General features: G+C 70.5%; 12 protein-coding genes and 1 pseudogene. 7 read left to right on the top strand and 6 right to left on the bottom strand.

From position 1 onward, the window contains the following. Positions 1-191: 191 nt before the first annotated feature. Complete coding sequence (locus LRS14_RS01070; protein ID WP_257798271.1) at positions 192-875, top strand: IclR family transcriptional regulator; 684 nt, start codon at positions 192-194, stop codon at positions 873-875. A gap of 90 nt (positions 876-965) precedes the next feature. On the opposite strand, the gene LRS14_RS01065 is transcribed toward LRS14_RS01070, so the two are convergent. Continuing rightward, positions 966-1,802 (bottom strand): oxidoreductase, encoded by an 837-nt coding sequence (locus LRS14_RS01065; protein ID WP_257798270.1) that lies wholly within the window; start codon positions 1,800-1,802, stop codon positions 966-968. Positions 1,803-1,965: 163 nt separating this feature from the next. Here LRS14_RS01065 and LRS14_RS30105 point away from each other — a divergent pair, with 163 nt between their 5' ends. After that, entirely contained in the window at positions 1,966-3,999 is a 2,034-nt protein-coding gene (locus LRS14_RS30105) for a S9 family peptidase (protein ID WP_257798269.1), read from the top strand. Between the two features lie 79 nt (positions 4,000-4,078). Here the strand turns inward: LRS14_RS30105 and LRS14_RS01055 are convergent, their stop codons facing one another. From LRS14_RS01055 to LRS14_RS01035, 5 genes are all read right to left on the bottom strand, one after another. Further along, positions 4,079-4,633, bottom strand: a complete 555-nt coding sequence (locus LRS14_RS01055) for an outer membrane beta-barrel protein (protein WP_257798268.1) — start codon at positions 4,631-4,633, stop codon at positions 4,079-4,081. A 105-nt stretch (positions 4,634-4,738) separates the two neighbouring features. Next, the gene (locus LRS14_RS01050; protein ID WP_257798267.1) at positions 4,739-5,803 is read right to left on the bottom strand and encodes an ABC transporter ATP-binding protein; all 1,065 of its coding nucleotides are present in this window, start codon (positions 5,801-5,803) and stop codon (positions 4,739-4,741) included. 5 nt (positions 5,804-5,808) lie between these two features. Further along, positions 5,809-6,663, bottom strand: a complete 855-nt coding sequence (locus LRS14_RS01045) for a carbohydrate ABC transporter permease (RefSeq protein ID WP_257798266.1) — start codon at positions 6,661-6,663, stop codon at positions 5,809-5,811. Beyond that, on the bottom strand, positions 6,660-7,538 hold the full coding sequence (locus LRS14_RS01040) for a carbohydrate ABC transporter permease (protein WP_257798265.1): 879 nt from the start codon (positions 7,536-7,538) through the stop codon (positions 6,660-6,662). The genes LRS14_RS01045 and LRS14_RS01040 overlap by 4 nt, the downstream gene beginning before the upstream one ends. A gap of 34 nt (positions 7,539-7,572) precedes the next feature. Beyond that, on the bottom strand, positions 7,573-8,835 hold the full coding sequence (locus tag LRS14_RS01035) for an ABC transporter substrate-binding protein (RefSeq protein ID WP_046114510.1): 1,263 nt from the start codon (positions 8,833-8,835) through the stop codon (positions 7,573-7,575). A gap of 198 nt (positions 8,836-9,033) precedes the next feature. Here LRS14_RS01035 and LRS14_RS01030 point away from each other — a divergent pair, with 198 nt between their 5' ends. The 5 genes and pseudogenes from LRS14_RS01030 to LRS14_RS01005 all read left to right on the top strand — a co-directional run bounded on the left by LRS14_RS01030 (position 9,034) and on the right by LRS14_RS01005 (position 15,192). Next, positions 9,034-9,711, top strand: a complete 678-nt coding sequence (locus LRS14_RS01030; RefSeq protein WP_046114511.1) for a response regulator transcription factor — start codon at positions 9,034-9,036, stop codon at positions 9,709-9,711. A gap of 10 nt (positions 9,712-9,721) precedes the next feature. Further along, the gene (locus LRS14_RS01025) at positions 9,722-11,137 is read left to right on the top strand and encodes a sensor histidine kinase (RefSeq protein WP_257798264.1); all 1,416 of its coding nucleotides are present in this window, start codon (positions 9,722-9,724) and stop codon (positions 11,135-11,137) included. Between the two features lie 62 nt (positions 11,138-11,199). After that, positions 11,200-12,538: pseudogene (locus tag LRS14_RS01015) on the top strand (type II toxin-antitoxin system HipA family toxin). 10 nt (positions 12,539-12,548) lie between these two features. Beyond that, complete coding sequence (locus LRS14_RS01010; protein WP_257798261.1) at positions 12,549-12,854, top strand: transcriptional regulator; 306 nt, start codon at positions 12,549-12,551, stop codon at positions 12,852-12,854. 85 nt (positions 12,855-12,939) lie between these two features. Next, entirely contained in the window at positions 12,940-15,192 is a 2,253-nt protein-coding gene (locus tag LRS14_RS01005) for an ATP-dependent DNA helicase (protein WP_257798260.1), read from the top strand. The last annotated feature ends 20 nt before the right edge of the window (positions 15,193-15,212 follow it).

Genomic DNA, 15,212 nt, shown 5'->3' with positions numbered 1-15,212 from the left:
ATTGAAGGATGGAAGCCCCACCGCGGCGTTCGGGTGGAACCCCAGGTTCTGCCGCATCGTGGAAACGTTCTTCAGCACGGCCCGAACCATGACACAGCACACCCCATCGGCCGAGCCGCGCCACGGCACCCAGAGCATCGAGCGCGTGGTGGGCCTGCTGCGGGCCGTGGCCTCCCCGCGGGCGCGGCGGCATGCGGCTGGGCGACGTGGCCACCGCCACCGGGCTGCCCACTTCCACCTGCTTCCGTATGCTGCAGCGGCTGGAGGTGGAAGGCCTGCTGGAGCGGCATCCGGTCACGCGCAAGTACTTCCTGGGGCCGCTGCTGCATGAGCTGGGCATGCTGGCCTACCCGCGGCTGCAGCTGGCCGCGCACTGCGAGCCGGTGCTGGCCGAGATCGCCGACGAGACGCAGGACACCGTGTACCTGAGCGAGCGCCGCGGGCTGGAGGCGGTGTGCACCGCCCGCGCGCTGGGCGACTATCCGATCAAGGCGCTGACGCTGGACGTGGGCATCCGCCGGCCGCTGGGCGTGGGCGCCGGCGGCCTGGCCATCCTGTGCCAGCTGCCGCCGGACGAGGCGCAGGACGTCATCGACGCCAATGCCTCGCGTTATGCCAAGCTGTCGTCGCTGGATGCGGCGCAGGTGCGCGCCGCGGTGGAGGAAGGCCGGGCCCGCGGCTACGCCTTCCTCGACAGCCCGGTGTTCGCCGGCACCGCCGCCGTGGGCGTGGCGCTGCCGGCCGAGCATCCGGTGGCGGCGATCAGCGTGGCCGCGGTGTCGGCCCGGCTGGACGCAGGCCGGCGGGCCGAGGTGGGCGCCGCGCTGCAGCGGCATGCGCAGCGGCTGGCCCGCATGCTGGCCGCGTTGCGTTGAGGTGCCGGCAACGCAGCACCGAAGCGCGCCGCACGGTGGCAGCAGCCGCGGCCGGGCTGCTGCAGTTGACGAGCCGGCGCGCCACGCGACTCAGAACTGCCCGTCCGTCGTCACCGACAGCGCCGCATGGGCCTGCAGCTCCACGCGGCGCCGCTCGAAGGCACCTTCGGCGAAGGCCACCGCGTCGCTGCCGGCCACGAAGTGCAGCGGCGGCTCGAACATGTCGGCCAGCGTCACCATCACCCGGCCCAGGCGCGCCGGGTCGCCCGGCTGCTGGTGGTTGTAGGCCTCGTAGGTGGAGCGGTTCTGGCCGGAAGCGCCGGCGTAGTCCTCGATGCGGCGCGAGCCATAGCGCACCGACTTGGCATCCAGGAAATCGGTGCGGAAGAAGCCCGGTTCCACCACGGTCACGCGGATGCCGAAGGGCGCCACTTCCGGGGCCAGCGATTCGGAGAAGCCCTCCACCGCGAACTTGGCTGCGCAGTAGATGGAGGCGCCGTCGAAGCCCATGAAGCCGCCGATGGACGACAGGTTGAACACATGGCCCTGGCGCTGGCGGCGCATCACCGGCAGCACCGCGCGGGTGACGTGCATCAGGCCGAAGACGTTGGTCTGGAACTGGCGTTCGACGTCCTCGGCGCCCACTTCCTCGAACAGGCCCAGCTGGCCGTAGCCGGCGTTGTTGACCAGCACGTCAATGCGGCCGAAGCGCTCGGTGGCCTGCGCCACCGCGGCGACGGCGTCCGCCTCCTGCGTGGCATCCAGCCGCAGGCACAGCACCCGCTCGCCGTGGCCGGCGTAGGCCTGCTGCAGCTGTTCCAGGTTGCGGCCGGTGGCCACCACCCGGTGACCGGCGGCCAGGGCTGCGTTGGCGATGTGGGCGCCGATGCCGCGGCCCGCGCCCGTGATGAACCACACCTTGCTCATGTCGATGAACTCCCGTCGGTGGCGCGCTGGGCGCCGGTTGCTGAGGGCTTCATCCTAGGAAGCGCCCCGCCCCGGCACCTGCCCGATCCTGGCGGGCTCTTGCACAAAGCTGCAGCGGCGCGCGGCTTGCCCTGCCCGGCCTGTCAACACCAGGAGGAACGGCGTGCGCACACCATTCGAGATCGACGATCTGGACCTTCACCGCAAGGTCTCTTCCCTGCATGCGGTACCGGCGGCGCCTGCCGCGCTGTGCGCGGTGCGCTTCGTGCAGCGCCAGGAAGACAGCCACGGCTCGCAGATCCGCATCTTTGCGTTCGACGGCTGCGGCGAAGGCCGGCTGCTGTCCGACGGCCAAGGCGAGGACACCGCTCCGCGCTGGTCGCCCGACGGCCGGCAGATCGCCTTCCTGTCCACCCGCGGCGGTGGCTCACCGCAGCTCTTCGTGATGGACGCCGAAGGTGGCTCACTGCGCCAGGTGGGCCAGTTCTCGCAGAGCGTGACGCAGCTGCGCTGGATGCCCGACGGCCGCTCGCTGCTGGTCACCGCCGCGGTGGCGGTGGATCCCGACCTACGCGGCCGCCCTTCGGACGCGCCCGCGCCCGCACGCAGCGCCGCCGCACCCGAGGTGGTCTGGCGCCTGCCCTACAAGCAGGATGGCGTGGGCTACCTGCTGCAGCGGCAGATCCACCTGTTCACCGTCGACCTGGACTCCGGCCGGCAACGGCAGCTGACCCACGGCGCCTTCGACGTGCTGGGCTTCGACGTCTCGCCCGACGGCCTGCACGTGGCCTATGCGCGCAACCGCGAAGGCCGCTTCGCGCACCGCTACGACCTGTGGACCTGCGGCATCGACGGCCAGGGTCACCGGCAGCTGTCGCATGGACATGCCACGGTGATGCAGCCGATGTGGTCGCCGGACGCACGCCGCATCGCCTTCTCCGGCGCGGTGGACGAAGGCGATGCGCAGACCCGGCTGTGGCTGGCCGATGCCGCCACCGGCCAGGTGCGCGGCCTGGCGCTGGACCTGCTGGAGGTGGCCGACCCGGAGTCGCTGCACTGGTCGGTCGATGGCGACGGGATCGTGCTGCTGCGCGCCCACCGCGGCCGCCATGCGGTGGTGGCGGTGGATGTGGCCGACGGCGGGCTGAAGGTGCTGGCCGCCGGCGACCGGCAGCTCGGCGCCCTGGCCTGCCTGCCGGACCGGCTGGTGTACACGGTGGACCATCCCAGCCTGCCCAACGAGCTGTGGACCCGCACGCCGGGCGCCGACGAAGGCGACGAGCGCTGCATCAGCAGCCTCAATCCCTGGTGGTCGCAGCGCACGCCCATCGAGGCCAAGCCCCTGCGGTTCGACGTGCCCGACGGCGAAGGCGGCATCGAGACCATCGAAGGCTGGCTGCTGCATGCGGCCGGCGCTCAGGGCCCGATGCCCTTGCTGAACGACATGCACGGCGGCCCGGCCAGCTATGCGCTGCTGGACTTCGAGACCAACGTGTTCTGGCAGGTGCTGTGCTCGCGCGGCTGGGCGGTGCTGGCGCTGAACGCGGTGGGCTCGGCCAGCTTCGGCACCGAGTTCTGCCGGCGCCTGTCCGGCCACTGGGGCGAGCTGGACCTGCCGCAGCACCTGGCCGCCATCGACCAGCTGCAGGCGCAGGGCCTGTGCGATGGACGGGTGGCGGTGTCGGGCAAGTCGTATGGCGGCTACCTGAGCTGCTGGGCCACCGGCCACACGCAGCGCTTCCAGGCGGCGGTGGTGATGGCCCCGGTGGGCAACATCGAAACGCACTACGGCACCTCCGACGGCGGTTATTACGCCGACCCGCTGTACGTGGATTCGGCGCCCCGCTTCAACCGCGAGACCGCGCGCCGGCTGTCGCCGATCCAGCATGTGGAGCGCTCCAGGACGCCGACGCTGTTCCTGCAGGGCAAGGAGGACGAGCGCTGCCCCAAGTGCCAGTCGGAGGAGCTGTTCGTGAGCCTGCTGCGCGCCGGCGACACGCCGGCCGAGATGGTGCTCTACCCCAACGAAGGCCACGGCTTCCTGGGCCAGGGCCAGCCCGCCTGCCGCCGCGATGCGGCCTCGCGCATCGTGGACTGGGTGCAGGCGCATGTGCGGCAGGCCGCCGATGCGCCGGCCGTGGATGAGGCAGGTAGCCCGCTCAGGCCGCAGCCGGAGCCGGTTGCGCCTGGCCGATGAAGCGTGGACACGCCACCGCCGCGCCAGCCATGAAAAAAGCGGCCCGCAGGCCGCTTCGATGGGGTCGCTTGCGCCGACCTCAGAAGTCGTAGCGCAGGCCCAGGCCGAGGCTGCGCACGGCGGCCTTCTCGCTGTCGTACTTGGCGCGGCTGAAGTCGGCCGACAGCTCGAGCTTCAGCATGGGCGTGAAGGCGTAGTCCACGGCCAGGCCGAGGTAGGGGCTGGTGTGGCGCTCGTCGTCCGAGCCGCTCAGGCTGCCGGCCGAGGCCGAGACCTTGGTCTTCAGCGAAGCGATGCCCAGGCGGCCGGTCAGGGCCCAGTCGGTGGCGATGGGCGCACGGTAGGCGGCGGCCACGGTGAAGCCGCTGACCTTCACGTCGCCCGACAGGCCGGCGTCGGACGCCGTGGCCTTGCCGAAGGAGATGTAGCCCAGCTCGGCTGCCAGGCCGTTGCCGAAGCGCCAGCCGCCGTACAGCTTGCCGCCGGTGTCGCTGCGGTCGCAGCGGTCGGCGCCGTCGCAGTCGACGTTGATGCGGGCAGCGCTGATGCCGGCACCGAGGTAGGCCTGGGCCGAGGCAGTGCCGGCGCACACGGCGGCGGCGAGGGAGACGATGGCGATGGCTGTCTTGTTCATGATGTTTTGACTTCTTCCCCCGGAGCGGGGTCGCGGATTCTCTGCCCGCCGCCCTGGCCTGCTGGCCCGTCGTTGTATACAACCAACGCTTATCGCACCGACCGGCTACGCCACCCGCAACTCCGTCGCGGCATCGAACAGATGCGCATGCGCCGCGTCCCAGCGCAGGTGCACCGCGTCGCCCACGTGCGCGCGCAGGTTGCCCGGCACGCGGATGGTGAGCGGGCCGGCCGCGGTGTCCACCGTGGCGTAGGTCTCGGGGCCGGTGGGTTCGATGAGCGAAAGCGTGCCGGGCAGGCCGCTGTCGGCCAGCGCAATGTTCTCGGGGCGCAGGCCGTAGATCAGCTCGCCGCCAGCGCCCGCCAGCGCCACCCGCTGTGCCTCGTGCGTGGCCAGCTCGATGCCGTGTGCCACCACGCTGCCGCCCGCCTGGCGGGCCTGCAGCATGTTCATGGCCGGCGAGCCGATGAACTCGGCCACGAAGCGCGTGGCCGGCCGCTCGTAGATGTCCTCCGGCGTGCCGAACTGTTGCACCACGCCGTCCTTCATCACCGCGATGCGGTCGCCCAGCGTCATCGCCTCCACCTGGTCGTGCGTCACGTACACCGTGGTGGTCCTGGTGCGCTGGTGCAGCAGCTTGATCTCGGCGCGCATCTCCACGCGCAGCTTGGCGTCCAGGTTGCTCAGCGGCTCGTCGAACAGGAACAGCTTGGGGTCGCGGGCCAGCGCCCGGCCCATGGCCACGCGCTGCCGCTGGCCGCCCGACAACTGGCCCGGCTTGCGGTCCAGCAGGTGGCCCAGCTGCAGCATCTTGGCCACGCGCTGCACGGTTTCTTCGCGCTGCGGCTTGGGCACCTTGCGGATCTCCAGGCCGAAGGCGATGTTCTGCGCCACGTTCATGTTCGGGTACAGCGCATAGCTCTGGAACACCATCGCGATGTCGCGGTCCTTGCTCGGCAGGTGCGTCACGTCGCGCTCGCCGATGTGGATGCTGCCGGACGTGGGCGTGTCCAGCCCCGCGATCATCGACAGCAGCGTGCTCTTGCCGCAGCCCGAGGGGCCGACCAGGATCAGGAACTCGCCCGGGTCGATCTCGATGTCGATGCCCTTGAGGATGTGCACCGTGTTGTTGAAGGTCTTGCGGACCTGGCGGATCGAAAGCGCACCCATGTTCATCAACCTTTCACCGCGCCGGCCGTCAGCCCGCGCACGAAGTACTTGCCCGCCACCACGTAGACGAAGAGCGTGGGCAGCGCCGCGATGAGGGCGGCCGCCATGTCCACGTTGTATTCCTTGACCGAGCTGCTGGTGTTGGCCAGGTTGTTCAGGCCGACGGTGATGGGCTTGCTGTCGGCGCCGGAAAACACCACGCCGTAGAGGAAGTCGTTCCAGATGTTGGTGAACTGCCAGATCAGCGTGACCACCACGATCGGCGTGGACAGCGGCAGCACGATGCGGAAGAAGATCTGCCAGAACGACGCGCCGTCCAGCATCGCCGCCTTCACCAGTTCATCCGGCAGGCCCACGTAGTAGTTGCGGAAGAACAGCGTGGTGGAAGGGATGCCCGCCAGCACGTGGATCAGGATCAGCCCCCACAGGCTGCTGGCGATGCCCAGCCAACCCAGCACCTGGCTCATCGGCAGCAGCACCACCTGCATCGGCATGAACACGCCGAACAGCAGGAAGGCGAACATCGTCTCGCTGCCCGGAAAGCGCCACTTGGCCAGCACGTAGCCGTTGACCGCGCCAATGGCGCTGGACACCAGCACCGCGGGCACCACCAGCAGCAGCGAGTTGAGGAAGAAGGGCTTCAGCCCGTTGCAGTCGGTGCCGGTGCAGGCGCCGCTCCAGGCCTTGGCCCAGGCCTCGGTGGTGGGCCGCGTGGGCAGGGACAGCAGGCTGCCGTCGCGCACCTGGTCCATGTCCTTCAGCGAGGTGCTCACCATCACGTACATCGGCGTGAGGAAGTACAGCGCAAACAGCACCAGCATGCCCCACAGCAGGATGCGGTGGACGGTCGCGGCCTTCATTTCGGCCTCCTCAGTTCGCTGTAGAGATAGGGCACCACGATGGCGGCCACGGTGGCCAGCATCACCGTGGCGCTGGCCGCGCCCAGGCCGATCTGGCCGCGGGTGAAGGCCATTGCATACATGAAGGTGGCCGGCAGGTCGGTGGCATAGCCGGGGCCGCCGGCAGTGAGCGCCATCACCAGGTCGAAGCTCTTGATGGCCAGGTGGCTCACCACCATCAGCGTGCTGAAGAACACCGGCCGCAGGCTGGGCACCACGATGCGCCAGTAGATGCGCGGCAGGCTGGCGCCGTCCACCTGCGCGGCCTTGATGATGGAGTCGTCGATGCCGCGCAGCCCGGCCAGGAACAGCGCCATCACGAAGCCGGCGCTCTGCCAGATGCCGGCGATGGCCACGCAGTAGATGGCCTTGTCCGGGTTCACCAGCCAGTCGAAGGTGAAGCTGGTGAAGCCCCATTGCCGCACCACGCTTTCCAGCCCCAGGCCCGGGTTGAGCATCCACTTCCAGGCCGTGCCGGTGACGATGAACGAGATCGCCATCGGGTACAGGTAGATGGTGCGCAGCGCCCCTTCCGCGCGCACCTTCTGGTCCAGCAGGATCGCCAGCAGCAACCCCAGCGCCATCGCCCCGGCCACGAACAGCGTGCCGAAGATGGCCATGTTGGTCAGCGCGACGCGGAAGCGTTCGCTTTCGAACAGGGCCACGTACTGCTGCAGGCCGGCGAACTCGTAGTTGGGCAGCAGGCGCGATTCGGACACCGAGAGGTAGCCGTTCCACGCGATGAGCCCGTAGATGAACAGGAAGCCGAGCAGGAAGCTCGGCGCGACGACGAGCCTGGGCAGCCACGGCGTGCGCAGCTGGGACGGTGCGGACATGGGGATTCCCGGAAGGGGCGGCGCGGCGGCGCGCTTACTTGGTCTTGGCGGCCGAGGCCAGCTTGGCCATCGCGTCCTTGGCGGTCATGCGGTCGCTGTTCCAGAACTGGCTCACCACGTCCTTCATCGCGCCTTCCACCGCCGGCGGCACCGCCATGCCGTGGGCGATGGAGGGCACCAGCGCGCCGGTCTTGGCGGTGTCGACGAAGTCCTTGCTGGAGAGCTTGGCGCAGTCGTCGAACTTGGCCATGTTCATGTTCAGCCGCACCGGGATGGAACCCTTGTTCAGGCTGAACTGTTCCTGGAAGTCGGTGGACATGATGGCCGCGGCCAGGTCCTTCTGGGCCTTGGTGTCGCCCTTGACCTTGAACATCGCGAACGAGTCGATGTTGAAGGTGTAGGCGCTGCCGGTGCCGGGAGCGGCGGCGCACAGGAAGTCCTTGCCCGGCACCTTGCCGGCGGCCACGAACTCGCCCTTGGCCCAGTCGCCCATCAGCTGCATGCCGGCCTCGCCCTTGATGACCATGGCGGTGGCCAGGTTCCAGTCGCGGCCGTTGGCGTTCTTGTCGGTGTAGTCCTTGATCTTCTTGAAGGTGGTGAGCACCTTCTCCATGGTGGCGCCGCCCAGCGTGGCCGCGTCCAGCTGCACGAAGGCCTTCTTGTAGAAGTCGGTGCCGCCGATGCCCAGGGCCACGCTCTCGAAGGTGGTGAAGTCCTGCCAGGCCTGGCCGCCGTGGGCGACGGGGATGATGCCGGCCTTCTTCAGCGCCTCGGCGGTGGTGAAGAACTCGTCCCAGTTGGTGGGCAGCTTGGCATTGGCCTTCTTCAGCGCCTCGGGGTTGGCCCACAGCCAGTTGACGCGGTGCACGTTGACCGGCACGGCCACGTAGTTGCCCTTGTACTTCATCACGTCGGACACGGCCTTGGGCAGCAGCTCGTCCCACTTCTCGGCCTTGGCCACGTCGTCGACGTTGGCCAGCACGCCTTCGCGCGCCCATTCCTGGATGGATGGGCCCTTGATCTGCGCCGCGGCCGGGGCATTGCCCGAGACCACGCGCGACTTCAGCACCGTCATCGCCGCATCGCCACCGCCGCCGGCCACCGCGAAGTCCTTCCAGGTGTGGCCCTTCTGCTGCATCGTGGCCTTCAGCGCCGAGGCGGCCTTGGCCTCGCCGCCGCTGGTCCAGTAGTGCAGCACTTCCAGGTCGCCGGCGCGGGCGGCCGTGGCCAGCGTGAGCGCGGCGGCCAGGGCCAGCAGGCGGGGGGCGAACGCGGTGGAGGCGGTGTCTTGTCTCATGGCGGTGTGCTTTGTTGGGTTGAACAGGGATGCAGCGTCCGAAGCTGAACTCCGGATGAACGAAAGATTAACGTTGCCTTGCCAACATCGTCATTCGGGGGAACCCTTAACGATTCATTAACGCGGGGTGCGTCGCCAACGCCCACCCCGGGCGGGCCCGCATGGCCGCAGCCTTAACGCCGCGTTAAGCTCCCAGCCATGAACCTGCTGCTTGCCGAAGACGATGCCCTGCTGGCCGATGCGCTGGTGGCGCAGCTGCAGCGCGCCGGCTTCACGGTGGAGCACGCGCCCAACGGGCCGGTGGCCGAATACCTGCTGCTGAAGCAGCCCTTCGACCTCGCGATCCTCGACCTGGGCCTGCCGATGATGGACGGCCTGACGGTGCTCAAGCATGTGCGCGCGGCCAAGCCGACGCTGCCCGTGGTGGTGCTCACCGCGATGGACGGCCTGGACAGCCGCGTGGCCGGCCTGAACGCCGGCGCCGACGACTACATCACCAAGCCCTTCGACTTCCCCGAGCTGGAAGCCCGGCTGCGCGCCCTGCTGCGCCGCACGCAGCCGGCCGCGGCCGCCGGCGAGCTGGAGGTGGGGCGGCTGAGCTTCGCGCGCGAGGCGCGGCGCGCCAGCATCGACGGCAGCCTGCTGGAACTCAGCCCGCGCGAATGGACGCTGCTGGACCTGCTGGTGACGCACCGCGACCGCGTGGTGACCAAGGAGCAGATCGCGCAGGCCTGGGGCACCGACGGCGGCGAGCCGGCCGGCGGCAATTCCACCGAGGTGTACATCCACCGGCTGCGCCGCAAGTTCGAGGGCTCGGGCCTGGTGATCCGCACCATCCGCGGCCTGGGCTACCTGCTGGAAGCCGAGGCGCGCTGAAGCGCCCGCCATGCGCAGCCAGCGATCCCTGAGCCGGCAGCTGCTGCTGTGGCTGGTGCTGCCGCAGCTGGTGCTGTGGATGGCCGGCGGCGCCGCCACCTACCGGCTGGCCGCCGGTTATGCCAACCGCGCGGTGGATGCCAGCCTGCTGCAGGCCACGCGCGCGCTGGCGCGCCAGCTCAAGCCGCTGGACAACGGGCTGCTGATCGACTTCCCGCGGGCCGCGCAGGACGTGCTGGAGGCCGATCCCACCGACAAGCTCATGTACACCGTGAGCACGCCGCCCGGACAGTTCATCCTCGGCAACAACCAGGTGCCGCCGCCCCCGCCGGTGGCGCATCCGCCGCTGAACACGCCCACTTTCTACGACGGCAGCATGCGCATCTCGCAGGCGCCCTTCGCGCCCGAGGTGCGGGTGCGGGTGGCCGCGCTGTACCTGAGCTATGGCGGCATCGACGCGCCGCCACAGACCATGCTGGTGCAGGTGGCCCGCAGCAGCGCCAACCGCGAAGACCTGGCCCGCAGCATCCTGTTCGACACGCTGCTGCCGCTGTCGGGCCTGATCGGGCTGATGACCATGATCGTGTGGGCCGGCATCCGCGCCGGCCTGGCGCCACTGACCCGGCTGCGCCGCGAGGTGGAAGGCCGCGCGCCCAACGACCTGGCGCCCATCCGGCTGCAGGAAGCACCGCTGGAGCTGCATGCGCTGGCCGGCGCGCTCAACCAGCTGCTGGCCGAGGTGCGCGCCAGCGTGGCGGTGCAGAAGCGCTTCATCGCCGATGCGGCGCACCAGCTGCGCACGCCGCTGGCCGGCCTGAAGAGCCAGACCGAGCTGGCCCTGCACAGCGCCACCGATCCCGAGATGCAGGCCCGGCTGCAGCGGGTGCAGGCGAGTGCGGCGCGCAGCGCCCACCTGGTCAACCAGCTGCTGACGCTGGCGCGGGCCGAGCCCGAGGCCAGCATCGCCCAGGACCGCACCGAGCTCGACCTGCGCCGCTTCGCGCAGGAGCTGGTGGCCGAGCAGGTGCCGCGGGCGCTGCGCGCCGGCATCGACCTGGGCGTGGACACCGGCGACGGGCTGCCGCCGCTGCGGGTGCATGCCAATGCGCTGCTGCTGCGCGAGGCGGTGCTGAACCTGATCGACAACGCCCTGCGCTACGCCGGCCGCGGCGCCGAGGTGACGCTGCGCGTGCGCCAGCAGGCCGACCGCGCCCGCCTGGAGGTGGAGGACAACGGCCCCGGCGTGCCGCCCGAGGCCCGCGAGCGGGTGTTCGAGCGCTTCATGCGCGTGGCCGAGGACGGCGAGGGCTGCGGCCTGGGCCTGTCCATCGTCAAGGAGATCGTCGAGCGCCAGGGCGGGCAGGTGTGGATGGAGGGCATGGTGCCGCGCGGGGCGCGGGTGGTGGTGGCGTTGCCGGTGGTTTAAGCACGGAAAAATAGCTAAATCAACCCCGCACTGGCTGCTGAATCCCCTAGAATTTCGTGCAAATGACTGCTGCCTGCACGCTGCAACTCCACATCGACGGCGCCTGGCGCAACGTCGGCAGCGTTGGCTTGCAAGGTGCCGAGGCAGAGGGCTGGCGCGCGAAGACCTATTCCGGCTATGCGGTGGACTGGGCCTTCGAGCACACCGGCGCGGCCGACGCCCATGCCGCCTGCGCGCGCTGGCCGGTCGGCCTGGAGCCGCTGCAAGCGCCGCACTGGCCGGTGTTCCTGATCGACATGCTGCCGCAGGGCTTCGGTCGCCAGGAGCTGCTGCGGCGCATCGGCCAGCCGGCCACCGCCGGCACGCCCGCCGACTGGCGGCTGCTGCTGGTGGGGGCGGGCAACCCCATCGGTCATCTCCGGGTGAAGGAAGCGGCCGCATGGCTGGCGCAGCAGACCGGCCCCCCACCTCGGCTTCACCGATGAGCAGGTGGCCGAGCGCGGCGACGGGTTCTCGGAGTACCTGGCTTCGCACGGCCTGTTCGTCGCGGGTTCGTCGGGCGTGCAGGGTGAATGGCCGAAAGTGCTGCTCACCCGGGCCGGGGACGGCCTGCTTTATCTGGACCACACGCTGCCCGACGAACTGGCGGTGCAGCACTACATCGTCAAGTTCGGCCGAGGCACCGACCGGCAGCTCGCGCGCATCCTGGAGCATGAGGCGCCTTATATGGACATCGCGCGCCGCCTGGGGCTGCGGGTGCATGCGCCGCTGATGCTGCACCAGCGCGCGCTGTTCATTCCACGCTTCGACCGCCGGGTAGCCGATGGCCGCGTCACCCGCCTGGCACAGGAAAGCATCGCCACGCTGACGGGCCTGCCCGGCTTCGACGCGGTACCCAGCCACGACCAGGTGTGCGCCGCGCTGCTGCGTCACTGCAGCGACCCTCAAGCAGAAGTGCTCGAGTACCTGAAGCGCGACGTGGCCAACCTGGCGCTGGGCAACAAGGACAACCACGCCCGCAACACCGCGGTGCAGCGCGACTTTGCAGGCCACATCGCGCTCACGCCGCTGTACGACTTCGCGCCGATGCTGCTGCACCCCGACGGCATCGCGCGGCGCATCCGCTGGGAGGACAACGACGGCGGCCAGCCCGACTGGGGCCGGGTGCTCGACCGTGTGTGCGCGCTGGCCACGGCCCGGCCCAAGGGGCGCGGCCGGCGCCCGGCGGTCCCGGCGCCGGTGCTGGACCGGCCGACGCTGGCCGCCGGCCTGCGCGCCATGGCGCCCGCGCTGGCCGACATCGCCGCCGACGGCCAAGCCATGGGTCTGGACGCCGAGCTGCTGCAACTGCTGCGGCCGGGCCTCCTCGCGCAGGCCGAGCGCCTGTCGCAGCTGGAGTAGGCATAAGGCCATGGACAAGCGCTACAACACCCTGCCCCTGCCCGAGCAGCTCGCCCTGCGCCAACGGGCGATCGACGATGTGCTGGCGCATCCGGAATGGTCGCTGGCCCAGGCCCTGCGGCACCTGAAGAAGACCATGCGCCTGACCACGGCCGAGATGGCCAAGCTCTCCGGCGTGGCCTACCGCACCCTGCAGGACATCGAGCAGGAGCGCAGCGAAGGCACGGTGCAGACGATGAACCGCGTCTTCGGCATGCTGGGCCTCAAGCTGGGTGTCGTGCGCACCGCGCCGGAGGCCGACGAGGCCAGCGCCTAACATCGCCGCATGGCGTCCCGCATTCCCGACTCCGACGCGCCGCCCGCACCCGCCGCTCCTGCCCCCTACCCCACCGCCGTGCGCGATGTGCGAGTTCACCGCCAAGGAGGGCGACCTCGACCTGCGCTTCACGCCCTCGCCCACCGCGGCCGAAGGCATGGAGGGCCACGCCACCGTGGCCGCGCGGCGGGGCGCCGGTTACCAGGCCGAGCTGAGCCTGTCGGCCGACGTCGGGCCGCTGCGGCTGCGCGGCCGGGCCGACGGCTTCGATGCCACGCGCGGCCGGCTGGAGGAGGTCAAGACCTACCGCGGCGAGTTCGATGCCATCCCGGCCAACCACCGCGCGCTGCACTGGGCGCAGCTCAAGGTCTACGGCGCGCTGCTGTGCCGCCAGCAGGGCCTGGCGCAGATCGAGCTGGCGCTGGTGTACTTCCACGTCGACAAGCAGACCGAGACCACGCTGGTGGAGGTGCATGGCGCCGACGCGCTGGAGGCCTTTCTCGCGCTGCAGGTGCAGCGCTTTGCCGACTGGGCCGCACAGGAGCAGGCCCACCGCGGTGCGCGCGATGCGGCGCTGCAGGCGCTGGCCTTTCCGCATGGCGGCTTCCGCCGCGGCCAGCGCATGCTGGCCGAGAACGTCTACCGCGCCGCGGTGCGCGGCCGCTGCCTGCTGGCGCAGGCACCCACCGGCATCGGCAAGACGGTGGGCACGCTGTTCCCGCTGCTCAAGGCCGCGCCGGGCCAGCGCATCGACAAGCTGTTCTTCCTCACCGCCAAGGGCTCGGGCCGGCAGCTGGCGCTGGATTCGCTGTCCATGATGGCCCGCGCGGACGGCGCCGGGCCGCTGCGGGTGATCGAGATCACCGCCCGCGACAAGGCCTGCGAGCATCCCGACAAGGCCTGCCATGGCGACAGCTGCCCGCTGGCCCGTGGCTTCTACGACCGACTGCCCGCCGCCCGTGCCGCCGCGGTGCAGGCCCCCGGCCCGTTGCCGCGCGAGGCACTGCGCGCGGTGGCCGCGGCCCATGCGGTGTGCCCCTACTACCTGGCGCAGGAGCTGGTGCGCTGGGCCGACGTGGTGGTGGCCGACTACAACCACTTCTTCGACGGCAGCGCCCTGCTGCATGCGCTCACCGCCCAGCAAGGCTGGCGCGTGGGCCTGCTGGTGGACGAGGCGCACAACCTGGTCGACCGCGCCCGCAGCATGTACACCGCCGAGCTGGACCAGGCCACGCTGCAGGCCGTGCGGCGTGAGGCCACCGGCCTGCCCAAGCGGGCGTTGAACAAGCTGCACAAGGCCTGGGCCGCCCTGGCCGCGGCGCAGCCGGCCGACTACAGCGCGCTGGCGCAGGTGCCGGACGACATCGCCACCGCGCTGCAGCAGGCCATCGCCGCCATCGCCGAGCAGCTGGCCGAGCAGCCCGAAGGCATCGCCAGCGCGCTGCTCAACTTCTTCTTCGACGCCACGCACTTCGCCCGGCTGCTGGAGAGCTTCGGCGACCATTCGCTGTTCGACGTCACCCGCAGCACCGGCGGCGGCAGCGCGCTGGCCAAGCCCGGCTCGGTGCTGTGCGTGCGCAACCTGGTGCCCGCGCCCTTCCTGGCGCCGCGCTTCGCGGCCGCGCACACCAGCACGCTGTTCTCGGCCACGCTCACGCCCACCAACTTCTACACCGACCTGCTAGGCCTGCCCGCGGACACGGTGGCGGTGGACGTGGAGTCGCCCTTCGAGGCGCGTCAGTTGTCCATACAAGTGGCGCGGCACATCTCCACCCGCTGGCAGCACCGCGATGCCTCGCTGGGACCCATCGCCGAGCTGATTGGCCGGCAGTATGCGCAGCGCCCGGGCAACTACCTGGCCTTCTTCAGCAGCTTCGACTACCTGCAGCGCGCCGCCGCGCTGCTGGCCGAGCGGCATCCGGAAGTGCCGCACTGGCTGCAGGCCCGCGGCATGGCGGCGGCGGAACGCGATGGCTTCCTGGCCCGCTTCGAGGAAGGCGGCGCCGGCGTGGGCTTCGCGGTGCTGGGCGGCCAGTTCGGCGAGGGCATCGACTTGCCCGGCAGCCGGCTGATCGGCGCCTTCATCGCCACGCTGGGCCTGCCGCCGCTCAACGAGACCAACGAGCGCATGCGCGAACGCATGGCCGCGCGCTTCGGCAAGGCGCAGGGCTACGACTACACCTACCTCTACCCGGGCCTGCAGAAGGTGGTGCAGGCCGCCGGCCGCGTGATCCGCACGCCCAGCGACGAAGGCGTGATCCACCTGATCGACGACCGCTTCGCGCGGCCGGAGGTGAAGCGGCTGCTGCCGGGGTGGTGGGCGGCGCCGCTGCGCTAATCTGCATGCAGGCCAAGCCA

It is taken from the genome of Aquincola sp. J276 (assembly GCF_024700035.1).
GTDB lineage: Bacteria > Pseudomonadota > Gammaproteobacteria > Burkholderiales > Burkholderiaceae_C > Aquincola > Aquincola tertiaricarbonis.
The sequence above is the reverse complement of the archived record's forward strand: the minus strand, read 5'-3'. Positions and strand labels throughout refer to the sequence as shown.

What these genes read in the sequence shown, in the direction of transcription:
- LRS14_RS01070 (WP_257798271.1), top strand. Translation starts at nt 192, where the DNA reads ATGCGGCTGGGCGACGTGGCCACCGCCACCGGGCTGCCCACTTCCACC.
- LRS14_RS01065 (WP_257798270.1), bottom strand. Translation starts at nt 1,802, where the DNA reads ATGAGCAAGGTGTGGTTCATCACGGGCGCGGGCCGCGGCATCGGCGCC.
- LRS14_RS01055 (WP_257798268.1), bottom strand. Translation starts at nt 4,633, where the DNA reads ATGAACAAGACAGCCATCGCCATCGTCTCCCTCGCCGCCGCCGTGTGC.
- LRS14_RS01050 (WP_257798267.1), bottom strand. Translation starts at nt 5,803, where the DNA reads ATGGGTGCGCTTTCGATCCGCCAGGTCCGCAAGACCTTCAACAACACG.
- LRS14_RS01045 (WP_257798266.1), bottom strand. Translation starts at nt 6,663, where the DNA reads ATGAAGGCCGCGACCGTCCACCGCATCCTGCTGTGGGGCATGCTGGTG.
- LRS14_RS01040 (WP_257798265.1), bottom strand. Translation starts at nt 7,538, where the DNA reads ATGTCCGCACCGTCCCAGCTGCGCACGCCGTGGCTGCCCAGGCTCGTC.
- LRS14_RS01035 (WP_046114510.1), bottom strand. Translation starts at nt 8,835, where the DNA reads ATGAGACAAGACACCGCCTCCACCGCGTTCGCCCCCCGCCTGCTGGCC.
- LRS14_RS01030 (WP_046114511.1), top strand. Translation starts at nt 9,034, where the DNA reads ATGAACCTGCTGCTTGCCGAAGACGATGCCCTGCTGGCCGATGCGCTG.
- LRS14_RS01025 (WP_257798264.1), top strand. Translation starts at nt 9,722, where the DNA reads ATGCGCAGCCAGCGATCCCTGAGCCGGCAGCTGCTGCTGTGGCTGGTG.
- LRS14_RS01010 (WP_257798261.1), top strand. Translation starts at nt 12,549, where the DNA reads ATGGACAAGCGCTACAACACCCTGCCCCTGCCCGAGCAGCTCGCCCTG.
- LRS14_RS01005 (WP_257798260.1), top strand. Translation starts at nt 12,940, where the DNA reads ATGTGCGAGTTCACCGCCAAGGAGGGCGACCTCGACCTGCGCTTCACG.